The organism is Streptomyces sp. NPDC002328, assembly GCF_042890065.1.
In the GTDB taxonomy this organism is placed as follows: domain Bacteria; phylum Actinomycetota; class Actinomycetes; order Streptomycetales; family Streptomycetaceae; genus Streptomyces.
Genome location: NZ_JBIARQ010000015.1, coordinates 36,063 through 61,284 on the forward strand (window position 1 = coordinate 36,063; position 25,222 = coordinate 61,284).

The 25,222-nt window shown below is 72.1% G+C and carries 25 protein-coding genes; 14 read left to right on the top strand and 11 right to left on the bottom strand.

Translation table 11 applies throughout. From position 1 onward, the window contains the following. Positions 1-177: 177 nt before the first annotated feature. From ACFYX4_RS30110 to ACFYX4_RS30125, 4 genes are all read right to left on the bottom strand, one after another. On the bottom strand, positions 178-1,878 hold the full coding sequence (locus ACFYX4_RS30110; RefSeq protein ID WP_389339900.1) for a methylmalonyl-CoA mutase: 1,701 nt from the start codon (positions 1,876-1,878) through the stop codon (positions 178-180). 128 nt (positions 1,879-2,006) lie between these two features. Beyond that, a complete protein-coding gene (locus ACFYX4_RS30115) occupies positions 2,007-2,345 on the bottom strand; it encodes a DUF3817 domain-containing protein (RefSeq protein ID WP_389339902.1) in 339 nt (112 codons plus the stop codon). Between the two features lie 43 nt (positions 2,346-2,388). After that, the gene (locus ACFYX4_RS30120; RefSeq protein ID WP_389339904.1) at positions 2,389-2,898 is read right to left on the bottom strand and encodes a MarR family winged helix-turn-helix transcriptional regulator; all 510 of its coding nucleotides are present in this window, start codon (positions 2,896-2,898) and stop codon (positions 2,389-2,391) included. A gap of 11 nt (positions 2,899-2,909) precedes the next feature. Then, positions 2,910-4,289: an MFS transporter gene (locus tag ACFYX4_RS30125; RefSeq protein ID WP_389339906.1), complete on the bottom strand. Its 1,380-nt coding sequence runs from the start codon at positions 4,287-4,289 to the stop codon at positions 2,910-2,912. A 113-nt stretch (positions 4,290-4,402) separates the two neighbouring features. Here ACFYX4_RS30125 and ACFYX4_RS30130 point away from each other — a divergent pair, with 113 nt between their 5' ends. Then, positions 4,403-5,386 (top strand): DUF5937 family protein, encoded by a 984-nt coding sequence (locus tag ACFYX4_RS30130; RefSeq protein ID WP_389340188.1) that lies wholly within the window; start codon positions 4,403-4,405, stop codon positions 5,384-5,386. A gap of 84 nt (positions 5,387-5,470) precedes the next feature. On the opposite strand, the gene ACFYX4_RS30135 is transcribed toward ACFYX4_RS30130, so the two are convergent. Next, positions 5,471-6,427, bottom strand: coding sequence for a matrixin family metalloprotease (locus ACFYX4_RS30135; protein ID WP_389339908.1), 957 nt, complete (start codon positions 6,425-6,427; stop codon positions 5,471-5,473). 243 nt (positions 6,428-6,670) lie between these two features. Between ACFYX4_RS30135 and ACFYX4_RS30140 the strand changes: the two genes are divergently transcribed. From ACFYX4_RS30140 to ACFYX4_RS30150, 3 genes are read left to right on the top strand one after another with little or no spacing between them, the layout of a single operon-like run. Beyond that, complete coding sequence (locus tag ACFYX4_RS30140; protein WP_389339910.1) at positions 6,671-7,423, top strand: hypothetical protein; 753 nt, start codon at positions 6,671-6,673, stop codon at positions 7,421-7,423. After that, positions 7,420-8,100 (top strand): DUF4166 domain-containing protein, encoded by a 681-nt coding sequence (locus ACFYX4_RS30145; RefSeq protein WP_389339912.1) that lies wholly within the window; start codon positions 7,420-7,422, stop codon positions 8,098-8,100. Before ACFYX4_RS30140 ends, ACFYX4_RS30145 begins: the two co-directional genes overlap by 4 nt. Beyond that, positions 8,097-8,750, top strand: coding sequence for a TetR/AcrR family transcriptional regulator (locus ACFYX4_RS30150; RefSeq protein ID WP_389339914.1), 654 nt, complete (start codon positions 8,097-8,099; stop codon positions 8,748-8,750). The genes ACFYX4_RS30145 and ACFYX4_RS30150 overlap by 4 nt, the downstream gene beginning before the upstream one ends. A 38-nt stretch (positions 8,751-8,788) precedes the next feature. Here the strand turns inward: ACFYX4_RS30150 and ACFYX4_RS30155 are convergent, their stop codons facing one another. Together ACFYX4_RS30155 and ACFYX4_RS30160 are read right to left on the bottom strand one after the other, a co-directional pair. Then, entirely contained in the window at positions 8,789-9,091 is a 303-nt protein-coding gene (locus tag ACFYX4_RS30155) for an MTH1187 family thiamine-binding protein (RefSeq protein ID WP_389339916.1), read from the bottom strand. Beyond that, positions 9,088-9,441: a DUF3817 domain-containing protein gene (locus ACFYX4_RS30160; protein ID WP_389339918.1), complete on the bottom strand. Its 354-nt coding sequence runs from the start codon at positions 9,439-9,441 to the stop codon at positions 9,088-9,090. The genes ACFYX4_RS30155 and ACFYX4_RS30160 overlap by 4 nt, the downstream gene beginning before the upstream one ends. Before the next feature lie 279 nt (positions 9,442-9,720). Here ACFYX4_RS30160 and ACFYX4_RS30165 point away from each other — a divergent pair, with 279 nt between their 5' ends. The 5 genes from ACFYX4_RS30165 (at position 9,721) to ACFYX4_RS30185 (ending at position 12,719) form a co-directional block, all read left to right on the top strand. Next, positions 9,721-9,963, top strand: coding sequence for a hypothetical protein (locus ACFYX4_RS30165; RefSeq protein ID WP_389339920.1), 243 nt, complete (start codon positions 9,721-9,723; stop codon positions 9,961-9,963). A 111-nt stretch (positions 9,964-10,074) separates the two neighbouring features. Next, positions 10,075-10,707 (top strand): AIM24 family protein, encoded by a 633-nt coding sequence (locus ACFYX4_RS30170; protein WP_389340190.1) that lies wholly within the window; start codon positions 10,075-10,077, stop codon positions 10,705-10,707. 1 nt (position 10,708) lies between these two features. Then, on the top strand, positions 10,709-11,359 hold the full coding sequence (locus ACFYX4_RS30175) for an AIM24 family protein (protein WP_389339922.1): 651 nt from the start codon (positions 10,709-10,711) through the stop codon (positions 11,357-11,359). Then, entirely contained in the window at positions 11,356-12,150 is a 795-nt protein-coding gene (locus ACFYX4_RS30180; RefSeq protein WP_389339924.1) for an AIM24 family protein, read from the top strand. The genes ACFYX4_RS30175 and ACFYX4_RS30180 overlap by 4 nt, the downstream gene beginning before the upstream one ends. Positions 12,151-12,242: 92 nt before the next feature. Continuing rightward, on the top strand, positions 12,243-12,719 hold the full coding sequence (locus tag ACFYX4_RS30185; protein ID WP_389339926.1) for a MarR family winged helix-turn-helix transcriptional regulator: 477 nt from the start codon (positions 12,243-12,245) through the stop codon (positions 12,717-12,719). Positions 12,720-12,741: 22 nt separating this feature from the next. Here the strand turns inward: ACFYX4_RS30185 and ACFYX4_RS30190 are convergent, their stop codons facing one another. Then, positions 12,742-14,232, bottom strand: a complete 1,491-nt coding sequence (locus tag ACFYX4_RS30190; RefSeq protein ID WP_389339928.1) for a sensor histidine kinase — start codon at positions 14,230-14,232, stop codon at positions 12,742-12,744. Further along, on the bottom strand, positions 14,229-14,924 hold the full coding sequence (locus tag ACFYX4_RS30195) for a response regulator transcription factor (RefSeq protein WP_389339930.1): 696 nt from the start codon (positions 14,922-14,924) through the stop codon (positions 14,229-14,231). The genes ACFYX4_RS30190 and ACFYX4_RS30195 overlap by 4 nt, the downstream gene beginning before the upstream one ends. Before the next feature lie 160 nt (positions 14,925-15,084). Here ACFYX4_RS30195 and ACFYX4_RS30200 point away from each other — a divergent pair, with 160 nt between their 5' ends. After that, positions 15,085-15,711, top strand: a complete 627-nt coding sequence (locus tag ACFYX4_RS30200) for a PepSY domain-containing protein (protein ID WP_389339932.1) — start codon at positions 15,085-15,087, stop codon at positions 15,709-15,711. Positions 15,712-15,815: 104 nt separating this feature from the next. Here the strand turns inward: ACFYX4_RS30200 and meaB are convergent, their stop codons facing one another. Further along, complete coding sequence (gene meaB, locus ACFYX4_RS30205) at positions 15,816-16,775, bottom strand: methylmalonyl Co-A mutase-associated GTPase MeaB (protein ID WP_389339934.1); 960 nt, start codon at positions 16,773-16,775, stop codon at positions 15,816-15,818. 51 nt (positions 16,776-16,826) lie between these two features. Then, positions 16,827-18,038, bottom strand: coding sequence for an acetyl-CoA C-acetyltransferase (locus ACFYX4_RS30210; protein WP_389339936.1), 1,212 nt, complete (start codon positions 18,036-18,038; stop codon positions 16,827-16,829). A 150-nt stretch (positions 18,039-18,188) separates the two neighbouring features. On the opposite strand from ACFYX4_RS30210, the gene mce reads away from it, so the two are divergent. The 4 genes from mce (at position 18,189) to ACFYX4_RS30230 (ending at position 25,221) form a co-directional block, all read left to right on the top strand. Beyond that, positions 18,189-18,629 carry a methylmalonyl-CoA epimerase gene (mce, locus tag ACFYX4_RS30215; RefSeq protein WP_389339938.1) on the top strand — a complete coding sequence of 147 codons (441 nt, stop codon included), beginning with the start codon at positions 18,189-18,191 and terminating at the stop codon, positions 18,627-18,629. A gap of 233 nt (positions 18,630-18,862) precedes the next feature. Continuing rightward, positions 18,863-22,744, top strand: coding sequence for a polarized growth protein Scy (gene scy / locus ACFYX4_RS30220; RefSeq protein ID WP_389339940.1), 3,882 nt, complete (start codon positions 18,863-18,865; stop codon positions 22,742-22,744). A 410-nt stretch (positions 22,745-23,154) separates the two neighbouring features. After that, a complete protein-coding gene (locus tag ACFYX4_RS30225) occupies positions 23,155-24,090 on the top strand; it encodes a cellulose-binding protein (protein ID WP_389339942.1) in 936 nt (311 codons plus the stop codon). Between the two features lie 150 nt (positions 24,091-24,240). After that, entirely contained in the window at positions 24,241-25,221 is a 981-nt protein-coding gene (locus ACFYX4_RS30230; RefSeq protein WP_389339944.1) for an ABC transporter ATP-binding protein, read from the top strand. The last annotated feature ends 1 nt before the right edge of the window (position 25,222 follow it).

Below are 25,222 nucleotides of genomic sequence, written 5' to 3' on the forward strand. Positions count from 1 at the left end.
GGCAGTCTTCCGCTGGACCACCCGCTACAACACCCGCCGACGGCACTCGGCGAACGAACAACAGGCACCGATCGCCTACGAACAGCAGTCAGCTACCATCACACTGCCGCATAACGACACGAACAGATGTCCACTCTTTGGGGGCAAGGCCCATCTGCCCGCTCCGCCACGAGCGGATCAGAACCCCGCCGGCTCCGTATACACCCCCCACTCGTCCCGCAACACGTCGCAGATTTCGCCGAGGGTCGCCTCGGCGCGTACCGCGTCGAGCATGGGGGCGATCATGTTCGCGCCGTCGCGTGCCGCTGTCAGCATCGCGTTCAGGGCCGTTCGGACCGCCGTCTCGTCCCGTGACGTTCGCCGTGCGGCGAGTGCACGGACCTGTTCGCGTTCCACCTCGTGGCTGACCCGGAGGATCTCCAGGTCGCCCGTCACCGAACCGGTGTGCGCGTTGACGCCGACGACCCTCTTCTCCCCCTTCTCCAGCGCCTGTTGGTACCGGAAGGCGGACTCGGCGATCTCGCCGGTGAACCAGCCGTCCTCGATCCCGCGCAGGATGCCGGAGGTGATCGGTCCGATCGGGTGACGGCCGTCGGGGTGCGCCCGCAGGCCCCGCTCCTTGATCCGCTCGAAGATCGCCTCGGCGTCGGCCTCGATCCGGTCCGTCAACTGCTCGACGAACCACGAACCGCCCAGCGGATCCGCGACGTTGGCGACGCCGGTCTCCTCCATCAGCACCTGCTGCGTGCGCAGCGCGATCTCCGCGGCCTGCTCGCTCGGCAGCGCCAGGGTCTCGTCGAGGGCGTTGGTGTGCAGCGAGTTGGTGCCGCCGAGCACCGCCGCGAGCGCCTCCACCGCCGTGCGCACCACGTTGTTGTACGGCTGCTGGGCCGTCAGGGAGACGCCGGCCGTCTGCGTGTGGAAGCGCAGCCACTGCGCCTTGTCGCTCTTCGCGCCGTAGACGTCCCGCATCCAGCGGGCCCAGATCCGGCGCGCGGCGCGGAACTTGGCGATCTCCTCGAAGAAGTCGAGGTGCGCGTCGAAGAAGAAGGAGAGCCCCGGCGCGAAGACGTCGACGTCGAGCCCGCGGCTCAACCCCAGCTCCACGTACCCGAATCCGTCCGCCAGCGTGTACGCCAGCTCCTGCGCGGCCGTCGCTCCGGCCTCGCGGATGTGGTAGCCGGAGACCGACAGCGGCTTGTAGGCGGGGATGCCGGCCGCGCAGTACTCCATGAGGTCACCGATGAGGCGCAGATGCGGCTCGGGCGGGAAGAGCCACTCCTTCTGCGCGATGTACTCCTTGAAGATGTCGGTCTGGAGCGTGCCGTTGAGCACCGACGGGTCGACGCCCTGCCGCTCGGCAGCGACCAGGTACATGCAGAAGACGGGCACGGCGGGCCCGCTGATCGTCATGGAGGTGGTGACGTCCCCGAGCGGGATGTCCTTGAACAGCACCTCCATGTCGGCCGCGGAGTCGATGGCGACCCCGCAGTGCCCGACCTCGCCCAGCGAGCGCCGGTCGTCGGAGTCGCGGCCCATCAGCGTCGGCATGTCGAAGGCCACGGACAGACCCCCGCCGCCGTTGGCGAGGATCATCTTGTAGCGCTCGTTGGTCTGCTCGGCGTTCCCGAACCCGGCGAACTGCCGGATGGTCCACGTCCGCCCGCGGTACCCGGTCGGATACAGCCCGCGCGTGAAGGGGTACTCCCCGGGCCACCCGATCCGGTCGAACCCCTCGTACGTGTCACCGGGCCGTGGCCCGTACACCGGCTCCACGGGATCGCCGGAGAGCGTGGTGAAATCGGCCTCCCGCTTGCGCGAGGCGTCGTAGCGGGCCTGCCAGCGTCGGCGGCCCTCCTCGATGGCGTCAGCGTCCATGCTTCGAATTTACTAGGACGTCCTAGTAAATGTCGATGGGAGACCGCCGTACGCGTGCGCGTGCACGTGCCGTACGGCGGTGATCTTCAGCCTTCGCCAGCCGGCCCTCAGGCCTGGCGGCCGGCCTCTCAGGCCTTAGCGACCGCGGGGGAGTCCTCGGCGAACGCGGCCTCCAGCTCGTGGCTGATCTTGCGCTCGACGACGAAGGCCGCCGCGGGGACCGTCCCGGCCAGCAGCACCCAGAGCTGCTTCTTCACCGGCCACTTCGCCTTGGAACCCAGGTCGAAGGCGAAGACCAGGTAGAGGATGTAGAGCCAGCCGTGCGCGATGCCCACCACGCGCGTGAAGCTCTCCGCGCCGTCCAGCTCGAACACGTACTTGGCGATGACGCCCAGGGTCAGCAGGACCAGCAGCACACCGGTGACGTAGGCCATGACGCGGTAGCGGGTGAACACGCTTTTCTTCATGCCGACGAGCGTAACGACCCGTTCCGGGCGATCTCGGCGGGGGTCAGTCCTCGTCGAAATCGTGCGCCGACACCCGCAGCGGGCGCAGCATCGCGAAGATCTCGGCGCATTCCTCCGCGTCGTACACGCCGAGGCCGAAGTCCATCGCCATCAGGTCGCGGGTGGCGGCGTCGACGACCTCGCGGCCCTTCTCCGTGATGGAGGCGAGGGTGCCGCGGCCGTCGTTGGGGTTGGGGCGCTTGGCGACCAGGCCCGATCTGACCAGGCGGTCCACCGTGTTCGTGACCGACGTGGGGTGGACCATCAGCCGCTCGCCGATCTTCGACATGGTCAGCTCGCCCTCCTTGGAGAAGGTGAGCAGCACCAGCGCCTCGTACCGCGCGAAGGTCAGCCCGTACGGCTTGACGACCGCGTCCACCTCGGCGAGCAGGATCTGGTGGGCGCGCATGATCGAGGTGATCGCGGCCATGGACGGCACGTTTCCCCAGCGCTGCTTCCAGAGCTCGTCCGCGCGGGCGATGGGGTCGAAGGGAAGGCTGAGCGGCTTCGGCACGGCACCAGACCCTACCCGTCGGTCATATCCCGGTCAGCCCCGTCTCGGCCCTCGGTCCGCCGGGCCTCCCACGCCAGTACCGCGCAGCACGCCGTCCCCACCAGGCCCGCGGCGGTGACCGCCGCCGTCACCCCGACGAACTCGGCCACCACCCCCGCGAGGGCCATCCCGAGGCCCTGGACCGTCATCAGCCCGGCGGTGAGCAGCGTCATGGCCCGCCCGCGCAGCTCCTCCGGCACCGCCCGCACGAGCCACTGGTCGAGCCCGAGGGTGTACGCCGAGCCGGCGCCGGCCAGCGCCAGCAGGAGGAGGGACAGGGGCAGGCCGGGGCGCAGGGCGTAGCCGAGGTACGGCAGCAGGGTGAGGCAGACGAGGGGGAGGACGATCCGCTCCCGGGCCGCGGGACGCAGGCGCGCGCCCGCGTACAGCTCGCCGGCGATCGTGCCGACCGGCAGCGCGCACATCAGCAGGCCGAGCCCGACCGGACCGGCGCCCAGGTCGTCGGCGTACGGGGCCGCGAGCGCCTCCGGCGCGACCGTGAACATCGGCGGCACCCAGAAGAGCAGCATCAGGACGCGCACCCGGCGGTCGGCGAGGATCTGCCGGGCGCCCTTGAGGGACTCCGTGACCAGGGCGCCGCCCGACCGGGTCCGGGCGGGCCGCCGGCGCGTGCCGAGGCGCAGCAGGACGGCGGAGGCGAGGAAGGTGCCGACGGTCACCAGGAGCGCCTGGCGCGGGGAGGCCGCGGTGAGCAGCAGTCCGCCGAGGCCGTACCCGGCGAGGAGCGCGCTCTGCGAGGTGATGCGCAGCAGGGAGCGGCCCAGGACGAAGAGGTCGCCGTCGCCCAGGATGTCGGCGAGCGTGGCCATCCGGGTGCCGGCGAACACCGGCGACACCACGGCGAGGCAGCAGCGCAGGGCGAGGAGGGCGACGAGGGGCGTGCCCGGCGCGGCCATCGGCAGTACGCACGCCGCGCACACCAGGTCGCACACCACGAGCACCCGGCGGGCCGGGTAGCGGTCGGCGACCCCGGCGAGCAGAGTGCCGCCGACGACGTACGGCAGGAAGCCCAGGGCGAAGGTCAGCGCGCTCAGCAGGGGCGAGCCGGTGAGGTCGTAGACGAGGACGGAGAGGGCGATCTCGGCGACGACCACGCCGAGCAGGGACAGCAGATGGGCGGCGAAGACGGCGCGGAACTCGGGCACGGCGAAAACGCGGGCGTAACCGGGAGGCCGTGCGGTGGCGGCCGTGGGCTGTTCGGTGGCGGTCGCGGGCCGTGCGTTGGCGGTCGCCGGCTGATCGGTGGCGGTCGCGGGCCGTGCGTTGGCGGTCGCCGGCTGATCGGTGGCGGTCGCCGGCTGATCGTTGGCGGTCGTGGGCTGTTCGGGCATGGGCAGCAGCGTGCGCGTGCCGTGCCCCGCGGCCTAGAGTTTCGGCGACAGCCGAATCTTCTGGCCCCTGCCGGTGCGCCGCGCGCGGGAGCACCGGAAAGGGGTGAGGGGCGCTGCCGTCTCGTCTGCACTTCGGGGAGGACGACTTCCTGCGCTGCCGTTTCGCGGTGTCCCCGCTGTGGGAGACGCAGGACGCCGTGCGCACCCTCAAGCGGCCCGACCGGCACGGCTACCACGCGCCCTGGCTGCGCCGGATCCGGGAGGCCGCCGCGGGGCTGGACCTGACGGGGCTCTGGCTGCTGATGCCCCGCCGCGGCCACTCCCCCGACTGGCTGAGCCCGCCGCCGGCCGGCCCCACGTCCTCCTTCGAGGAGGAGATCGCGCAGGTCCGCGCGGCCGACCCGGAGGCCGCCCGGGAGGACTCGGCCCGCTCGCTCGCGGACACCCCGGGCGCGCTGGACCATCCGCTGGCGCGCGCCTGGCTCGCGGACCCCGAGCGCATGATCCGTGACCTGACCGACCTGCTGGAACGGGTGTGGCACGCCCTCCTGGCGCCCGACTGGCCCCGGCTGCGGGCCCTGCTGGAGGCGGACGTCACCTTCCACTCACGGCGTCTCGCCGAGGTCGGGCTCGGCGGGCTGCTGCCGGAGATCCACCGGCGGTGCGGCTGGCGGGCCGGCACCCTCACCGTCGAGTCGAACGGCGAGCACGAGCGGCGTCTCGGCGGGCAGGGCCTGGTGCTGATGCCGAGCGTGTTCGTGAGGCCGGACGTGGTCAGCACCTTCGACCCGCCCTGGCAGCCGACCCTGGTCTATCCGGCGCGCGGCATCGCGGGGCTCTGGGCCGACCCCGCCGACCGCTCCCCCGACACGCTGGTACGGCTCCTGGGGCGGGGCCGGGCCGCCGTCCTCACCGCGCTCGACGACCCGGCGACCACCACGGCCCTCGCCCACCGCCTCGGGCTCGCCCCGTCGTCGGTCTCCGCGCACCTGACGGTCTTGCGCGACTCCGGCCTGCTGGCCGCCCGCCGCTACGGCCACCAGGTGCTGTACGAGCGGACGCCGCTGGGGATGGCGCTGGCTTCGGGCGGCGCGTGAGGCGCGTGACGGCGCGTGAGGCGGGCGGGCGCGGGGAGCACACGCGTGCGTGCGGCGTGCGGCGCTCCCCGACAGAGCCGGCGCTCAGTACAGGGCGCGCAGCCCGAGGACGTCCCCCCGGCCGAGCGTGCGGGCGCCCGTGGTGCACGCGAAGGAGTTCGTGTACATGGTCTGCGCCTCGTGGCCGGAGCCGACGTGGGCCAGGCCGAAGACGTGTCCCGCCTCGTGCGTGGCGACGCTGCGGATGTCGTAGGCGTTCTTGCAGTCGCCGGCGGGATTGTTCGTGAAGGTGTAGTCCCTGGTGTTGAAGCGGACGTCGGCCTCCTTCAGCCAGTCCGGCTGGCCGTTGGGCATCGCGCGGCTCCATGAGCAGGTCGTGGCGACGACGCCGGGGCTGAGCACCCCGGCGTCCCAGACGCTCACGTGGTCCCGGGACACGCAGCGGGCCTGCTGGTCGATGTCGGCCTCGTGGTGGGTCCGTCCGTGGTACTTGGACCGCGCCGCGACCACATCGCCGAACCCGCACTTGTTGCGGGTGCCGGTGATGGTCCCGATGGCGCCGTCGAAGGCGCGGTGGGCCTCGGCGGCGGAGACGTTGCCGGGCAGGGCGTCGTCGCCGATCCACCAGTCGTAGGTGCCGTACTCCTTGTGGTCGGCGACGGCGTAGGCGCCGTCCGCGCAGGCGGCGCGGCGGGCGGCGGCGGGCTCGGCCGGGGCGGCCGGGGCGGCCGCCCGCGCGTGGTGCTCCTCGGCCCCGGGGTCGGCCGCCAGGGCGTAGGAGACGGTGCCGTCGGCCGCGACCTCGACGGTGAAGCCGTGCCGGGAGCCGTCCACGGACAGGGAGTCGACGGTCACCTTCATGCCCGGCTCGGGGACCGTGACGCCGGCGCCCTCGTGGGTGAGGAGGCGTCCGACGGCCGCGCAGTCGAGCGCGGAGGACCCGGCGGGCAGGTCGTCCATGGTCAGCGCGCCGCGCGCGGGCGCGCACCCGACGTCCGCGCGCCTGGCCGTGTCGCCGTCGCCCGTCGCTGCCAACGACACCGCCAATACCACCGCCGCGACGGCCTTGCCCGCCCGTCCCGGCCTGTGCCGACCTGCCACTTCGCCTCCGCCCGAAGGTCCGCCCCGCAGGCGGACTTGATCGATTCCCGGAGAGGTTAGCCAGCGCGCGCGAGCTGAAAACCATGGGAACCGCACCCGTTTGAGCGATCGCTCAAACGGGTGTACCGTCCTATCAACGTATTTGAGCGATCGCTCAAACCTGGCCCGACCTGGGGGGATCGCATGGGGCTGTACGTCGAGACACGGATCCGCGCCGACCTGGACGACCTGTGGGCGCGAACGCAGCAGCCGGACCAGCACCAACGCTGGGACCTGCGCTTCAGCGAGATCGACTACCTCCCACGGGTGGAAGACGAGCCGCAGCGGTTCCGGTACGCCACGCGTGTGACGCCGTTCCTGAAGATCGCCGGGACGGGCGTCTCGGCGGGTGAACGAGAGCGACCCGACGGCACCCGCACCTCCGCGCTGCGCTTCGCCTCCCCGCACCCGCTCTCCCTGCTCGCCGAGGGCAGCGGCTACTGGCGCTACGTACCCGACGGCGACGGGATCCGCTTCCTCACCGGCTACGACTACCGCCCCCGCTGGGGCGCGTTCGGCGCGCTCGCCGACCGGCTCGTGTTCCGTCCGCTGATGGGCTGGGCGACGGCCTGGTCCTTCGACCGGCTGCGGCTGTGGCTGGAGCGGGGCGTCACTCCGGAGCGCGCGCTGCTGAACTGGCTCGCCGAACTCGCCGTCCGCGCCCTGGTCGTCGCCGTCGCCTGCACCGGGCTCGGACTGGAGTCCGCGCTCCGGCTGCTCGGCCCGTTCGCCGCGTCGATGGCGTACGCGTGCCCCCTGCTGCTGAGCGTCGCCGTGTGCCTGGCGCTGTTCAAGGCGCCGCTGTCCACCACGCCGGCGGCCCGCCGCTGTCTGCGCCGGCCGCCCACACGCGTGCGTGCGCCGCGTCTGCTGAACGCCCTGGAGACGCCGCGATGACCTCGATCTTCCGTGCCGCGATGGGCGCCGAGTTCGACCGGCTGCACCCCGAGCTGCGGCGGCGCTTCTCCGTGGGCCTCACGAGCGGCCAGATGTGCACGGGGCGCGGGGTGATGGATCGCGTCTGGCACGGACGGGCGTTCGTGAAGCCGTTCCTGGCGCTGGGCGCCACCCGCAACATCCTCGTCCCGCGCGCGGGGCGCGATGTGCCGTTCGTCATCGAGAACGTGCCGTACGCCGACTCCTTCGGCCGTGAGACGGTGACCTTCGTGCGTACCTTCGACCTGCCCGGCCGCGCCCGCCGGTTCGACGCCCAGATGGTGCTCGGCCCGCGGGGCGACCGCGTCCTCGACTACCTCGGCACCCATCAGCACCTCGCCACCGACCTGCGCTTCCACGCCGAGCCCGACGGCTCCCTGCTGATCCGTTCCGGGGAGCACCGGTTCCGGGAGGGCATCGTGGACGTGCGCGTGCCGGAGCTGATCGGGGCGACGGCGGAGGTGCGGGAGTCGTACGACGAGGCTGCCGGCCGGTTCCGGATCCGGGTCGCCGTGGTGAACCGGTACTTCGGTCCGCTGTTCGGTTACGAGGGCTCCTTCACCGCCGCCTACTCGGACGTCCGCAGGTGTGGCGTGCGGCCGGGACTGCGGCCGGTGCGCGAGGAGGCGCGCGCGTGAGCGCGGAGACGGCCAAGTCGCTGAAGACGAAGGCCAAGCTGCTGGAGGGGGCGCTGCGCACGCTCACCGAGCAGGGCATCGCCAAGACCTCGGCCCGTACGGTCGCGGCGACCGCCGGGGTCAACCAGGCGCTGGTCTTCTACCACTTCGGCTCGGTCGACGAACTGCTCGCGGCGGCCTGCCGGTACGGCGCGGAGCGGTCGGTGTCGCGCTACCGCGCCCGCTTCGAGACGGTCGGCTCGCTGTCGGAACTGCTCGCCCTCGGGCGGGAGATCCATGAGCGCGAGCGGGCCGAGGGGCATGTCACGCGCCTCGGCCAGCTGCTGGCCGGCGCGCAGACCCACGAGACGCTGGGGCCGGCGACGGCGGCGGGGCTGGACCTGTGGATCGTGGAGATCGAGAAGGTCCTCGTGCGGGTGCTCGCGGGCACGCCGTTCGGCGAGTTCACCGACCCGGCGGGCCTGGCCCGCGCGGTCGCCGCCTCGTTCGTGGGCCTCGAACTGTACGAGGGCGTCGACACGGAGGGCGCGACGGCGGCGCTGGACGCGCTGGAGCAACTGGGAACGCTGGTGGGCGCGCTGGAGGAACTGGGGCCGGTGGCGCAGCGGGCGGTACGGCAGTACCTGCGGCGGAGCTCCGGGAGGCGCTGACGTCAACGCCTCCCGGGCGGATCACCCGTGGAGCCGGGTCACTCCCCGGCCTGGGCCAGGTGGCGTTCCACCGTGTCCACCTTCGACGTCAGTCCGTCCGTCACCGAGGGGCGGATGTCCGCCTTGAGGACCAGGGAGACACGCGGCGCGCGCGCCTCGACGGCGGCGACGGCGCGCTTGACGACGTCCATGACCTCGCCCCACTCGCCCTCGATGGAGGTGAACATGGCGTCGGTGCGGTTCGGCAGGCCCGACTCGCGGACGACGCGGACGGCGTCGGCGACGTACTCGCCGACCTCCTCGCCGACGCCCAGCGGGGTGACGGAGAAGGCGACGATCACGACGCCTCCACCACGCCCTCGCGCCGGGCGCGGGAGGCGATGACGGCGTCTTCGGCCTCGCGGCGCAGCCTGCGGTCGGCGATGAAGCCGCCGCCGGGGATGATCGAGTACGCGAAGTAGAGCGCACCGGTCTTCGCGTCCCACTTGGCGCGGTTCCAGGCGTCCGCCCAGAAGATCACGTACAGGACGAACAGCACGCCGTGGATCGGCCCGAGCACCGGGGCGGCGTCGAAGCCCTCGGCGACGGTGTACTTGATGATCGTGCAGACCGCCAGGACGATCCAGGAGATGCCCTCCGGGATGGAGACCAGGCGCAGGCGGCGGAGGGCGGAGGCTGTCTTGAGGTCCACGGGTCACCTTCGGTGGGGATGCGTCGAGAATCGGGGGCGGCTTGTGAACGCACGCACAAGCGTTCGCCCATTGTGGCAAACGAACGGGGCGGCGCGGGACCGGGGTGGGGTCGGACGGCCATGGGTACCGGCGTCCCGCCCCGGCCTCCTCCGGGGCACGCCGGGCACCGAGTCCGGCACCGCCACCGCCAGCATCGTCTACGACGCGCCCCGTACGCGGGCGCCTCGGGGCGCCCACGGCGAAGTCGGCAGACAGGTCAGCAAGCAAAGGACGAGTTCATGAATGAGTCAGCGTCGGACACCTCCTCCACCGGGGTGCGCCGGCTTCTGAGGGTTGACGCCGCCCTGTCCTCCGGGCCCGGGATCATCCTGATGATCGCGGTGCTCATGGGACTGGTGTTCACGGGCTCCCCTTTCGGCTACGGCGCCGCGGGTGTCCTTTTCGCGGCCTGGGTCTGCGTCGGGATCATCGGCAAGAGGCACCAGTCGAGAAAGAGCAGGACGTCGGATTCGTCCCTCTAGGGCGTGTCCGGGCCCGGTCGTCGGACACCCCTTAGGGGGACGATCAGGGATGATCTCCCCCCTCGGGATCTGTCGGTCGGGCTTCCGGGAGGCTACCTTCGCTGCGTGGCGATGTTTCGACTTCAAGGCAGCAAGGTGCTCGCCGTCGACATGACCGGGGACGCCGTGAAGGCGAAGAACGGCTCGATGGTCGCGTACGACGGGCAGATGGCCTTCAAGAAGATGAGCGGCGGCGGCGAGGGCCTGCGGGGGATGGTGACCCGGCGGCTCACCGGCGAGCAGATGACGGTGATGGAGGTGAGGGGGCAGGGCACGTGCTGGTTCGCCGACCGCGCCTCCGAGATCAACCTCGTGCGGCTCCAGGGCGACACGCTGTACGTCGAGTCGAGCAATCTGCTCGCGACGGACGCCGGGCTGCGGACGGGGACGAGCTTCACCGGCATGCGTGGCGCCTCCCAGGGCAACGGCCTGTTCACGACGACCGTCGAGGGGCACGGCCAGGCGGCGATCACCTCGGACGGGCCGGCGGTGGTGCTGCGGGTCAGCCCCCAGTACCCGCTGACGGTGGACCCGGGGGCGTACGTCGCGCACCAGGGCAACGTCCGGCAGTCCTTCCAGTCCGGTGTGACGTTCCGCACGTTCCTGGGCGAGGGCGGCGGCGAGGCCTTCCAGATCAGGTTCGAGGGGGACGGGCTCGTGTACGTGCAGCCGAGCGAGCGGAACACGATCGCGGGGGACGTGTGACATGCCCTTCCGTGAGATCAACTCCAGGATGATCGAGGCGACGGTCCTGCCGGGCGGGCGGCTGTTCAGTCAGCGCGGCGCGATGCTCGCCTACAAGGGCGAGGTGTCCTTCACGCCCAACATGCAGGGCGGGCAGGGCGGGGTGATGTCGATGATCGGGCGCCGGCTCGCCGACGAGGACACCCCGCTGATGTCGGTGGAGGGCAGCGGCACGGTCCTGTTCGGGCACGGCGGCCACCACATCCAGATCATCCACCTCACCGGCGAGACCCTGTACGTGGAGGCGGACCGCCTGCTCGCGTTCGAGGGCACGCTCCAGCAGGGCACGATGTTCATGGGCTCGCAGGGCGGCGTCATGGGCATGGTCCGCGGCCAGATCAGCGGCCAGGGCCTGTTCACCACGACCCTCAAGGGGCACGGCGCGGTGGCCGTGATGGCGCACGGCGGCGTCTTCGAGGTCCCCATCACCCCCCAGCGCCCGGTGCACGTCGACCCGCAGGCCTACGTCGCCCACCACGGCGATGTGCGCAACAAGCTCTCGACGGCCCTCGGCTGGCGGGACATGGTGGGCCGGGGCTCCGGCGAGGCGTTCCAGCTGGAGCTGAGCGGCAGCGGCGCGGTGTACGTCCAGGCGTCGGAGGAGAAGCTGTGACCACCTACCCCGGCACGGGCCCCGCCGTCTTCGATCCGATGACGCTGCCCGTCGACGACAACGTCAACCCGTACACCTTCTGTGTGGAGCTGAAGGGGAGCCAGTGGTTCCTCCAGAAGGGGAAGATGATCGCCTACTACGGCTCCATGGACTTCAACGGCGTCGGACACGGCCGACTGGACCGTCTGGTGCGCACGTCGTTCCATTCGCCTCTGCACGCGAGCGACTGGGTCGTGGCCGAGGGTTCGGGCAAGATGCTCCTCGCCGACCGGGCCTTCGATGTGAACTCGTACGATGTGGAAGACGGCAATCTGACCATTCGCGCGGGCAATCTGCTCGCTTTTCAGCCAAGTCTGTCGCTGAAGCAGTCGATCGTGCCGGGTTTCCTCACGCTGATCGGAACCGGAAAGTTCGTGGCCGCATCTAACGGCCCGGTGGTGTTCATGGAACCGCCGATCCGGGTGGACCCCCAGGCGCTCGTCGGCTGGGCCGACTGCCCCTCGCCCTGTCATCACTACGACCACGGGTACATGACGGGCGTGATGGGCGGCCTACGTGCGCTGACGGGCCTGGGCGGGGCGTCCGGGGAGGAGCACCAGTTCGAGTTCGTGGGCGCCGGGACGGTGCTGCTCCAGTCCTCGGAGACCCTCATGGCCGAGCAGGCCACGGGTGCGGTTCCGCACGAGCCGGGGGTTCCCGGCGGCGGGGCCGGCGGCGCTCACGGCGGGCAGGCCGGGGTACCGCGCCTTCCCGGACAGCTGGGAGACCTCCAGCGTCGCTTCGGGCTGTGAGCGGTAGTCTGCGGAGTGTGACGTCGAACGCGTGCACGCCGTCACACCACCCTCACTAGTTCGCCTTTCAACATTTTAGGTAGACTTCACTTATGGAGACCGAAACGGCCACGCGCTGGCTGACCGATGCGGAGCAGTGCGCCTGGCGCACACACCTGGAGGTCAACAGGCTGTTGACGTACCAGCTCGAGAAGGACCTCCAGCCGTTCGGCCTGACCATGAACGACTACGAGATCCTGGTGAACCTCTCCGAGTCGGAGGACGTCCGGATGCGGATGAGCGACCTCGCCTCCGCCACCCTCCAGTCCAAGAGCCGCCTCTCGCACCAGATCACCCGGATGGAGAACGCCGATCTGGTGCGCCGGGAGAACTGCGAGTCCGACCGCCGCGGTCTGTACGCGGTGCTCACCGAGCACGGCATGGAGACGATGCAGAAGGTCGCGCCCCACCATGTGGCGTCCGTGCGGCGGCACTTCATCGACCTGCTCCCGCAGGAGGCCCTCGCCGAACTCGACCGGGCCCTGAAGCCCGTCGCGGACCACCTCCGCGGCGAGCGGGGACGCCCGTAGCGCCCCCGCGCGCAACAGCGGTCTAGGACACGACCGGCAGGCGGAGCTCGAACAGGGCTCCGCCTGCCGTCGCCTGCCGGACCGTGAGCGTGCCGCCGTGCCGCTCCGCCACGTCACGGGCGATGGCCAGGCCGAGGCCCGCCCCGCCCTCGTCCCGGCTGCGGGCGGCGTCCAGCCGTACGAACCGCTCGAAGACGCGCTCCCGGTCCGCCTCCGGCACCCCCTCACCGTCGTCGGCGACCCCGACGACGGCCCACTCCCCTTCCCGCCGGCTCTCCCGACGCACCGACACCGAGACCTCCGCCCGCGCGTGCCGCCGCGCGTTGTCGAGCAGGTTGGCGAGCACCCGCCCCAACTGCCCCCGCGATCCGGCCACCTCCACCGGCTCCGCGTCCACCGTCACGCCCGTCCGGTGCGCCGCCTCCTCCCGCACCAGCGCCGCCAGGTCGACCCGGGTCTCCGCGGGCCGCTCCCCCGCGTCCAGCCGGGCGAGCAGCAACAGGTCGGCGGCGAGGTCCTGGAGCCGCACGGTGTCCGCGACGGCCCCCGGCACGTCCAGCAACTCGGGGTGCGCCGCGCCCACTTCGAGCTGGGTGCGCAGGGAGGCGATGGGGCTGCGCAGTTCGTGGGAGGCGTCGGCGACGAACCGGCGCTGCCGCTCCACGGCGCTCTCCAGCGCCGTCAGCGTCTCGTTCGTCGTGCGGGCGAGCCGGGCGACCTCGTCGTGGGTGTCCGGCTCGGGCACCCGGCGGGCGAGGTCCGCCGACGCGGTGATCGCGGCCATCTCGCGCCGGATCCCCTCGACAGGCCGCAGCGCCCGCCGGGTGACCAGCCAGGTCACGCCCGCGACGACGGCCAGCAGCAGCGGAAAGCCGATCAGCATGACGGTGAGCGCGGTGCCCACGGCGCTGCGCTCGGTGGACAGGGGCGCGCCGGCGTGGACGGTCAGGGCGCCCCGGTCGGCGGTCTCGACGGAGACGGTGGCGAAGCGGTAGTCGGCGGTGTCGCCGTCCACGATGGCCGAGCCCTCGGCGTAGGAGGTGTCCTCGCCGATCTCGCCGGGGTGCAGCCCGGAGGCGGCGTCATCGGTGCCGTCGTCAGTGTCGTTCTCGGCGCTCTCGGCGCTCTCGGCGCCCTCTGCGCCCCCAGCGCCCTCTGCCTCGTCGTCCGGGGTGGCCGCCGGCACCGGAGCCGCCGTGGGCCGTACCGCGTCCGTCCCCGTCCCGCTGATCCGTTCGAGGCCCTCGGTGGCCGCGACCAGCGCGCCGTCCTCGGTGACGACCTGGACGGGCCGGTCGTCGTCGTCCAGGGACAGCTTGTCGTAGGACCGTCCGGCGGCCAGCTCGGCGGCCACCTCGCGCGCGGTGCGGTCCGCCTCGGTGCTCGCCTGCCCGCTCAGGCTGGACGCCAGCGACAGCAGGACGGCCGCCCCGGCGGCCACCAGGGCGACGGCGACGACGAGCGTGGCGCCCAGGGTGGCCCGCGCGCGGACGGAGCCCAGCCGGCGCCTCACCGCCCCTCCCCCGGGGCCGCCGGACGCTCCGGCCGCTCCAGCCGGTACCCGGCCCCGCGCACGGTGCGGATCAGCCCGGCGTCCAGCTTGCGGCGCAGCGCGCTCACGTACACCTCGACGATGTTGGGGTCGCCCTCGTACGCGAAGTCCCAGACGTGGTCGAGGATCTCCGACTTGGACACCACCGCGCCGGCCCGCACCACCAGCTGCTCCAGGACGGAGAACTCCTTCGCGGTGAGCGTCACCTCCTCCTCCCGCAGGAACACCCTGCGGGCCGCGGTGTCGACCCTCAGCTCACCGAGGACGTGCACGGGCGAGGCCCCGGCGCCCTGGCCGCGGCGGCGCAGCAGCGCCTTCACCCGGGCGACCAGGACGACGTACGAGAACGGCTTGGTCAGGTAGTCGTCCGCGCCCGTGTCCAGGCCCTCCGCCTCGTCGTACTCGCCGTCCTTGGCGGTGAGCATCAGGATCGGGACGTCGTTCCCGGCGGCGCGCAGGGCGGAGCAGACGCGGTAGCCGTTCATGCCGGGCAGCATGATGTCGAGGACGACGAGGTCGTACTGCGACTCGCTCGCGCGGTGCAGGCCCTCCAGGCCGTCGTGGACGACGTCCACGGCGTAGCCCTCGGCGGTCAGGCCCTTGGCCAGGGAGAGGGCGAGTCGCTTCTCGTCCTCGACGATCAACAGACGCATGTCCACCAGAGTTCCAGACGCCACCTGAAGCGATCTTCAGGTGCCTTCAGGTTCCCCTCAGCGTGGGTCGGCGAAGGTGGTTCCCGTCGACGGCGAACAGCACGAAACGCCGTCGAACAACGTGAACAACGTGAAACGACCGCACTCGGGAGGAACCACCATGAAGCGCAAGCTCGTCATCGCCGCCGTCGCCGCGTCCGTCGCGATCGGGGGCGGCACGGCGGTCGCCGTCGCCGACGACGACGTGCGCGGCACCACGCAGGCCGAGGTCCGGGCGGACCAGGTGAAGGTCGGCGCCGAGCAGGCGATCGCGGCGGCGCTGAAGGCGCAGCCCGGCACGGCCGTCTCCGCCGACCTCGACGACGGCGCGGACCGCGGCTGGGAGGTCGACGTGCTGGGCGAGGGCGACACCTCGTACACCGTCCGCGTGGACCCCGCCGACGGCCGGATCCTCGGCAAGGAGACCGATCGGGACGACGCCGACGACGTACGCGAGGCCCGCGCCCTGCTGAAGGACGCCCGGGTCACCGCGGCCGAGGCGGCGAAGACCGCCGCCGCGAAGGGCACCGTCACCTCGGTGGACCTGGACGAGGACGGCGAGGCCGGCGCCCCCGGCAAGGGCGGCTGGCACGTGGAGACCACGGACACGGCGGCCAAGGAGCACGACTGGACGGTGGGCCTGAAGGGCGCCCAGCTCACCGCGGACCGCGACGACGACGACCGCGACGACACGGCCGACGACCAGGCCTCCGACCAGGACGACACCGCCGACGGCGACGACGCCTGACGCCCCGCTCAGGCACCGCGCGACGGGCCCCCGCACCGGACCAGAACCCGGCGCGGGGGCCCGCCGCGCACCCGGCGTCCCGCGTTCGGCGCGCCCGCTCCCGCCTACTCCCCCCGCGTCAGCCCCGTCACCAGCTCGTCCGCCGCCCCGTACGGGTCCAGTTCGCCGGCGACGATGCGGTCCGCCAGCGCGCTGAGGCGGCGGTCGCCGTGGAGGTCGCCGATCCGTTCCCGCAGGGCCGTGACGGCGATCGCCTCCACCTCGCGGGCGGCGCGGGCGCGGCGGCGCTCGGCCAGGACCCCGCGCTCCTCCATCCACGCCCGGTGCTTCTCCAGCGCCTCCAGCACCTCGTCGATGCCCTCCGCGCGGGCCGCGACGGTCTTGACGATCGGCGGACGCCAGTCGCCGGGGCCGCGGGCCTCGCCGAGGCTCAGCATGTGGTTCAGCTCACGGGCGGTCGCGTCGGCGCCGTCCCGGTCCGCCTTGTTGACGACGTAGACGTCGCCGATCTCCAGGATCCCGGCCTTCGCGGCCTGGATGCCGTCGCCCATGCCGGGGGCGAGCAGGACCACGGAGGTGTCCGCCTGGGAGGCGATCTCCACCTCCGACTGGCCCACGCCCACCGTCTCGACGAGGATCACGTCGCAGCCGGCCGCGTCCAGCACGCGGATCGCCTGCGGGGCGGCCCAGGCGAGGCCGCCGAGATGGCCGCGCGTGGCCATGGAGCGGATGTAGACGCCCGGGTCGGAGGCGTGATCGGACATCCGGACGCGGTCGCCGAGCAGGGCGCCGCCGGAGAAGGGCGAGGACGGGTCGACGGCCAGGACGCCGACCCGCCGGCCCTGCTTGCGGTACGCCGTGACCAGCGCGGAGGTCGAGGTGGACTTGCCGACGCCCGGCGAGCCGGTGAGGCCGACGACATAGGCGTTGCCGGTCAGCGGGGCCAGCGCCGCCATCACCTCCCTGAGCTGCGGGGACGCCCCCTCCACCAGGGAGATCAGCCGGGCCACGGCCCGCGGCCGGCCTTCCCTGGCCTGGGCGACCAGCGAGGAGACGTCCTGCATCACAGCTCCGTTCACGAAAGAAAGGCCTCCGAGCGCCGCCGAAGGGGTGATTCAGCCCCTGGGCACCCGCACGATCAGTGCGTCGCCCTGGCCGCCGCCGCCGCACAGGGCCGCCGCGCCCACGCCGCCGCCGCGCCGCTTCAGCTCCAGGGCCAGGTGCAGCACGAGCCGGGCGCCGGACATGCCGATCGGGTGGCCCAGGGCGATGGCGCCGCCGTTGACGTTCACCTTTTCCGTGGACACGCCCAGGTCCTTCATTGACTGGACGGCGACGGCGGCGAAAGCCTCGTTGATCTCGATGAGGTCCAGGTCGGCGACCTCCAGGCCCTCCTTCTTCAGGGCGTGCTGGATGGCGTTGGACGGCTGGGACTGGAGGGAGTTGTCCGGGCCCGCCACATTGCCGTGGGCGCCGATCTCGGCGATCCACTCCAGGCCGAGCTCCTGCGCCTTGGCCTTGCTCATCACGATCACGGCGGCGGCGCCGTCGGAGATCTGCGAGGCGGAGCCGGCGGTGATCGTGCCGTCCTTGGCGAAGGCCGGGCGGAGCTTGCCGAGGGACTCGGCGGTGGTCTCGGCGCGGATGCCCTCGTCCTGGCTGAAGAGGACCGGCTCGCCCTTGCGCTGCGGGATCTCCACCGGGGCGATCTCGGCCTCGAACAGGCCGTTCTTCTGGGCGGCGGCGGCGCGCTGGTGGGAGAGGGCGGCGATCTCGTCCTGCACGGGGCGCTCGATGCCGAGGCGCGTGTTGTGCTTCTCGGTGGACTCGCCCATGGCGATGTTCTCGAAGGCGTCGGTGAGACCGTCGTACGCCATCGCGTCGAGCATCTCGATCGCGCCGTACTTGTAGCCCTCGCGGGACTTCGGCAGCAGGTGCGGGGCGTTGGTCATGGACTCCTGGCCGCCCGCGACGATCACGTCGAACTCACCCGCGCGGATCAACTGGTCGGCGAGAGCGATCGCGTCCAGGCCCGACAGACACACCTTGTTGATCGTGAGCGCCGGGACGTTCATCGGAATTCCGGCCTTGACGGCGGCCTGGCGGGCCGGGATCTGGCCCGCGCCGGCCTGGAGCACCTGGCCCATGATCACGTACTGCACCTGGTCGCCGCCGATGCCCGCGCGGTCGAGTGCGGCCTTGATGGCGAAGCCGCCGAGGTCGGCTCCGGAGAAGGACTTCAGCGAGCCCAGCAGCCGCCCCATGGGCGTGCGGGCGCCCGCGACGATCACCGAGGTCGTGCCGTTCGTACCAGTCGATCCAGTCATGAGCTGAGATCCCCTTACCGGCCTGCACGGGCCGCGGAGTGAACGAGGGTTTACTTCGAATGTACTGAGCGGTAGAGCACCCCGTCACCTCGCTGTCGGTGTGATCGCCCGCACGTTGCGCAACCCCTTCCGGAGCGCTCCACTAACAGCATGCTGACGCGAATCGACCACATCGGGATCGCCTGCCACGACCTCGACGCCACCGTCGAGTTCTACCGCTCCACGTACGGCTTCGAGGTGTTCCACTCCGAGATCAACGAGGAGCAGGGCGTGCGCGAGGCCATGCTCAAGATCAACGATACGTCCGACGGCGGCGCCACCTACCTCCAGCTCCTGGAACCGACCAGGGAGGACTCCACGGTCGCGAAGTGGCTGGCCAAGAACGGTGAGGGCGTGCACCACATCGCTTTCGGTACGGCGGATGTGGACGGTGACGCGGCGGACATCCGCGACAAGGGCGTACGCGTTCTGTACGAAGAGCCTCGACGTGGCTCCATGGGGTCACGAATCACCTTCCTGCACCCCAAGGATTGCCACGGTGTACTGACAGAACTGGTCACATCGGCCCCTGTTGAGTCACCTGAGCACTGACCCTCGTACATAGGGGCCGGTAGGGTTGGGGTCGGTCGCCGCTCTTGACGGGCGACCGGCGTCCTGCCGTCTCGGCGGCAGGACCATCCGGGGTCCGGGTTTCGGGGGACGAGCGTCGGGGCAGCAGCCCGTGCTCCGCCGTTGATCTGACACCATTCCCCGGGGGCCCCGTTCGGCGGATGGACGGAGCTCGTTGGAAAAGCTTGCGACCATGGGACGGATGGGACCGCGCAGTGCGGGGCTACGAGAGCCAGGAGCGGGAGCCGGCGGCTGACGTCGACCACCTCACTCGGTTCGAAGCCGAGATGAAGCGGCTGAAGACCGAGCGGGAAAAGGCGATCCAGCATGCCGAGGACCTCGGCTACCAGGTCGAGGTGCTGCGCGCCAAGTTGCACGAGGCGCGGCGTACCGCCATGTCCCGGCCCGCCTTCGACGGCGGTGACATCGGCTATCAGGCCGAGCAGTTGCTGCGCAACGCGCAGATGCAGGCGGACCAGATCCGCTCCGACGCGGAGCGGGAGCTGAGCCAGGCGCGGTCGCAGACCCAGCGCATCCTCCAGGAGCACGCCGAGCAGGCGGCCCGGCTCCAGGCGGAGCTGCACGCGGAGGCCGTGGCCCGGCGTCAGCAGCTCGACCAGGAGCTGTCGGAGCGCCGGCAGACCGTCGAGTCGCACGTCAACGACAACGTGGCCTGGGCCGAGCAGTTGCGCGCCCGCACCGAGTCGCAGGCGCGCCGGCTGCTGGAGGAGTCGCGCGCCGAGGCCGAGCAGGCCCTGACGGCCGCGCGCACCGAGGCCGAGCGGGTGGCCGCGCAGGCCCGCCAGCGGCTCCAGAGCGAGGCCGAGTCGGCCCGCGCGGAGGCCGAGCAGCTGCTGCTGCGCGCCCGTGCGGACGCCGAGCGGCTGCTGAACGCGGCCTCCACCCAGGCCCAGGAGGCCAGCGACCACGCCGAGGCGCTGCGCAGCTCCACGGCGAACGAGTCGGACACGGCCCGCCGCCAGGCGGGTGAGCTGAGCCGTGCCGCCGAGCAGCGCATGGCCGAGGCGGAGACCGCGCTGCGGGAGGCGCGCTCGGAGGCCGAGAAGCTCGTCGCCGAGGCGAAGACGGCCGCCGAGAAGGCGCTCAGCAGCGCCGAGTCGACCAACGAACAGCGCACCCGTACGGCGAAGGAGCAGGTCGCCCGGCTGGTCAGCGAGGCCACCAAGGAGGCCGAGACCACCAAGGCGGACGCCGAGCAGCTCGTCGCGGACGCCCGCGCCGAGGCCGAGAAGATCGTCGCCGAGGCCTCCGAGAAGGCCCGTACGCTCACCGCCGAGGAGAGCGCGACCCAGCTGTCGAAGGCGGCCAAGACCGCCGAGGACGTCCTCAACAAGGCGCAGGAGGACGCCCGGCGCACCACGAAGGCCGCCGCGGAGGAGGCCGAGCGCATCCGCCGGGAGGCGGAGGCGGAGTCGGACCGGCTGCGTGCCGAGGCGCACGACATCGCCGAGGAGCTGAAGGGCTCCGCGAAGGACGACACCAAGGAGTACCGCGCCAAGACGGTCGAGCTCCAGGAGGAGGCGCGCCGGCTGCGCGGCGAGGCCGAGCAGCTGCGCGCCGACGCGGTCGCCGAGGGCGAGAAGATCCGCGCGGAGGCCCGCAGGGAGGCCGTCCAGCAGATCGAGGAGGCGGCCAGGACCGCCGAGGAGCTGCTCTCCAAGGCGAAGGCCGACGCGGACGAGCTGCGCCAGAAGGCCACCGCGGACAGCGAGAAGGTCCGCACGGAGGCCATCGAGCGGGCGACGACGCTGCGCCGGCAGGCCGAGGAGACCCTGGAGCGCACCCGCAAGGAGGCCGAGCGTCAGCGCGACGAGGCGGTCGACCTGGCGGAGACGATCACCTCCAACGCCGAGGAGGCCGCGCGCGAGCTGCGCGAGGAGGCCGAGCGTGCGGTCGAGGCCCGGCAGGCGGACGCCGCCGAGGAGCTGGCCCGGCTGCACTCGGAGGCCGAGCAGCGGCTCGCCACCGCCGAGCAGGCGCTCACCGACGCCCGCGAGGAGGCCGCGCGGATCCGCCGCGAGGCCGGCGAGGAGACGGAGCGGCTGCGCGGCGAGGCCGCGGAGCGGATCCGTACGCTCCAGCAGCAGGCGGAGACGGAGGCCGAGCGGCTGCGCACCGAGGCCGCGTCCGACGCGTCCGCGTCCCGGGCCGAGGGCGAGGCCGTCGCCGTACGGCTGCGGTCGGAGGCCGCGGCGGAGGCGGAGCGGCTGAAGACCGAGGCGCAGGACACCGCCGACCGGGTGCGCGCGGAGGCGCAGGCCGCCGCGGAGCGGCTGTCCGCGGAGGCGTCGGAGACGCTGGCCGCCGCCCAGGAGGAGGCCGCCCGGCGTCGCCGGGAGGCCGAGGACTACCTCGGCGGGGCCCGTCAGGAGGCCGACCAGGAGCGTGAGCGGGCCCGCGACCAGAGCGAGGAGCTGCTGGCGTCGGCGCGCCGCCGGGTGGAGGACGCGCAGACCGAGGCCGTCCGGCTGGTCGAGGAGGCCGACCGGCGCGCGAGCGAGATGGTGTCGGCGGCCGAGCAGCACGCGCAGCAGGTGCGGGACTCCGTGTCCGGGCTGCACGAGCAGGCCCAGGAGGAGATCACCGGGCTGCGCAGCGCCGCCGAGCACGCGGCGGACCGTACCCGGCGGGAGGCCGAGGAGGAGGCGGACCGGGTCCGCGCCGACGCCTACGCCGAGCGGGAGCGTGCCTCCGAGGACGCGGGCCGCCTGCGGCGCGAGGCGCGCGAGGAGGCGGAGGCCGCGCAGGCGCTGGCCGAGCGGACGATGGGCGAGGCGATCGCCGAGGCCGAGCGGCTGCGTTCGGAGGCGTCCGCGCACGCCCAGCGGGTGCGCACGGAGGCCTCGGACGCGATCGCGCAGGCCGACCAGGACGCGTCGCGCACCCGGGCGGACGCCCGCGACGACGCCAACCGCATCCGGTCGGACGCGGCGACGCAGGCCGACACGCTGATCACCGAGGCGCGTTCGGAGGCGGAGCGCCTTCAGACGGAGACCCTCGCCGAGGCGGAGCGGCTCCAGTCCGAGACGGCCGCGGAGGCCGAGCGGGTGCGGGCCGAGTCGGTCGCCAAGGCGGAGAAGCTGATCGGGGACGCCGCCGGCGACGCGGAGCGGCTGCGCGCCGAGGCCGCCGAGACGGTGGGTTCCGCGCGGCAGCACGCCGAGCGGATCCGCGTCGAGGCCGAGCGGGTCAAGGCGGAGGCGGCGGCGGAGGCCGACCGTCTGATGAGCGTGGCCCGCGACGAGGCGGACCGGACGCTGGACGAGGCACGCCAGGACGCCAACAAGCGGCGTTCGGAGGCGGCCGAGCAGGTCGACACGCTCATCACGGAGACCGCCGCCGAGGCGGACAAGCTGCTCACCGAGGCGCAGCAGCAGGCGCTGAAGACCACCGCGGAGGCGGAGGCGCAGGCCGACACGATGGTCGGCGCGGCCCGCAAGGAGGCCGACCGGCTGGTCTCGGAGGCGACCCGCGCGGGCAACGGCCGGGTGGAGAAGGCCCGTACGGACGCGGACGAGCTGCTCGTGGGGGCCCGCCGGGACGCGGCCGCCATAAGGGAGCGGGCGCAGGAGCTGCGTGACCGGATCACGTCCGAGATCGAGGAGCTGCACGAGCGGGCGCGCCGGGAGGCCGCGGAGACGATGAAGTCGACCGGCGACCGCTGCGACGCGCTGATCAAGGCGTCCGAGGAGCAGCTCGCGAAGGCGCAGGCGAAGGCCAAGGAGCTGGTGTCGGAGGCGAATTCGGAGGCGGGCAAGGTCCGTATCGCCGCCGTGAAGAAGGCGGAGGGGCTGCTCAAGGAGGCCGAGCAGAAGAAGTCCACGCTGGTGCGGGAGGCCGAGGAGCTGAAGGCGGAGGCGATCCGCGAGGCGCGGCGCACCGTCGAGGAGGGAAAGCGCGAACTGGAGGTGCTGGTCCGGCGTCGGGAGGACATCAACGCCGAGATCTCACGGGTGCAGGACGTGCTGGAGGCGCTGGAGTCGTTCGAGGCGCCGTCCTCCAACAAGGACGGCGGCGTCAAGGCGGGCGCGACCATCGGATCGCCCCGATCGGGCGGCAAGCCTTCGGACGGCTAGGGCCTGTCGTTCGGGTCAGGTCGCGGGGAATCGGGAGCTGCCTTCTCGACTTGGGCGAGCGGGGTCCGGTGCGTGCAGATGCAAGGCGGAGGAGGGCGTCGACGCGATGGGGGCCCCTCCCGCTCGAGCGAAGTCGAGAGTGGGGGAGTCGGCAACCGACGACAACGCGGCAGATGCGCGTGCCGGACCCCGCGTCCGCGGCATGATCCGAACGGCAGGCCCTTCAGCGGCGCGCGGGAATTCCATTGAGGTCTGGGGCCTTTGACCAAGTTTTTGGCAAGCCGTCCGGTGGGGAGCCACCCAAAAGGGGTGTCAATCTCCAGATCAAACACGTATCCGCTCGATGACACAGCGCTTCGGCCCCTAGGATTCCACCTATCACCTCACCGGTCTCATTCGACAGGAACCCCATGAGCGACACTTCCCCCTACGGCTTCGAGCTTGTGCGGCGTGGATACGACCGCGCTCAGGTGGACGAACGGATCTCCAAGCTCGTCTCCGACCGTGACAGCGCTCTCACCCGCATCACCGCTCTGGAAAAGCGCATCGAGGAGCTCCACCTCGAGACGCAGAACGCCCAGGCCCAGGTAAGCGACGCGGAGCCGTCGTACGCCGGTCTCGGCGCGCGTGTCGAGAAGATCCTCCGCCTCGCCGAGGAGGAGGCCAAGGATCTGCGCGAAGAGGCCCGTCGCGCGTCCGAGCAGCACCGTGAGCTCGCCGAGTCGGCGGCCCAGCAGGTGCGCAACGACGCGGAATCGTTCGCCGCGGACCGCAAGGCCAAGGCGGAGGACGAGGGCGTCCGGATCGTCGAGAAGGCCAAGAGCGACGCGTCGCAGCTGCGTCAGGAGGCCCAGAAGGACGCGCAGTCCAAGCGTGAGGAGGCCGACGCGCTCTTCGAGGAGACCCGTGCGAAGGCCGCGCAGGCCGCCGCCGACTTCGAGACGAACCTCGCCAAGCGTCGCGAGCAGTCGGAGCGCGACCTGGCGTCCCGTCAGCAGAAGGCCGAGAAGCGCCTCGCGGAGATCGAGCACCGCGCGGAGCAGCTGCGGCTGGAGGCGGAGAAGCTGCGCACGGACGCCGAGCGCCGCGCCCGTCAGACCGTCGAGACGGCGCAGCGTCAGGCCGAGGACATCGTGGCCGACGCCAACGCCAAGGCCGACCGCATCCGTTCGGAATCGGAGCGTGAGCTCGCGGCTCTCACCAACCGCCGCGACTCGATCAACGCCCAGCTGACGAACGTCCGCGAGATGCTGGCGACGCTGACCGGCGCCGCGGTGGCCGCGGCCGGTTCCCCGACCGAGGACGAGCCGATCTCCCGGGGCGTTCCGGCCCAGCAGTCCCGGTAGTCACCGGCGAGCAGAGGCGAGCAGAGCCAGGCAGAGGGGCGGTGGGCCGTGGGCCCCACCGCCCTTCCGCATGTGTTGTTGTCGTGGGCGTCGGCCGTCGTTCGTCCGGCGGGTTGGCACAGGCCCCGCACCGGTCATAGCGTGGCCCGCATGATCGAGCTCGAAGGGCTGACCAAGCGGTACGGCGACAAGGTCGCGGTCGACAACCTCACCTTCAGTGTGAGACCGGGCATCGTGACGGGGTTCCTCGGTCCCAACGGCGCCGGCAAGTCCACCACCATGCGGATGATGCTCGGGCTCGACCGGCCGACCGCGGGGGACGTCCGCATCGACGGGCAGCACTACGACCAGCTCAAGGATCCGCTGAAGTACATCGGCGCCCTGCTGGACGCCAAGGCCGTGCACGGCGGGCGCAGCGCCTTCAACCATCTGCTGTGTCTGGCGCAGAGCAACGGCATCCCCGGCGAGCGGGTGCACGAGGTGCTCGACACCGTGGGCCTGACCACCGTGGCGAGGAAGAAGGCGAAGGGGTTCTCGCTGGGCATGGGGCAGCGGCTCGGCATCGCGGGCGCGCTCCTCGGCGATCCGCGGATCCTGATGTTCGACGAGCCGGTCAACGGGCTCGACCCCGAGGGCATCCACTGGATCCGCAATCTGATGAAGTCGCTGGCGGGGCAGGGCCGGACGGTGTTCGTCTCCTCGCACCTGATGAGCGAGATGGCGCTGACCGCCGATCACCTCGTCGTCATCGGCCAGGGCCGGCTGCTCGCCGACACCTCGATGGCCGACTTCATCGCGCGCAACTCGCGGTCGTACGTCCGTATCCGCACCCCGCAGCGGGAACGGATGCTCGACGTGCTGCACGGGGCCGGGATCACCGTCGTGGAGGCCGGCAACGGTCATCTGGAGGTGGACGGGGACAAGTCCGAGGCCATCGGGGAACTCGCCGCGCGGCATCAGCTGGTGCTGCACGAGCTGAGTCCGCAGCGGGCCTCGCTGGAGGAGGCGTTCATGCAACTGACCGCGGAGTCGGTGGAGTACCACGCGCACACCGACTCGCCGCCCGCACAGCCGCCGCAGCAACAGCAGCAGCAGCAGCAGCAGTGGGGCGACGGCTGGAAGAAGGGCTGAC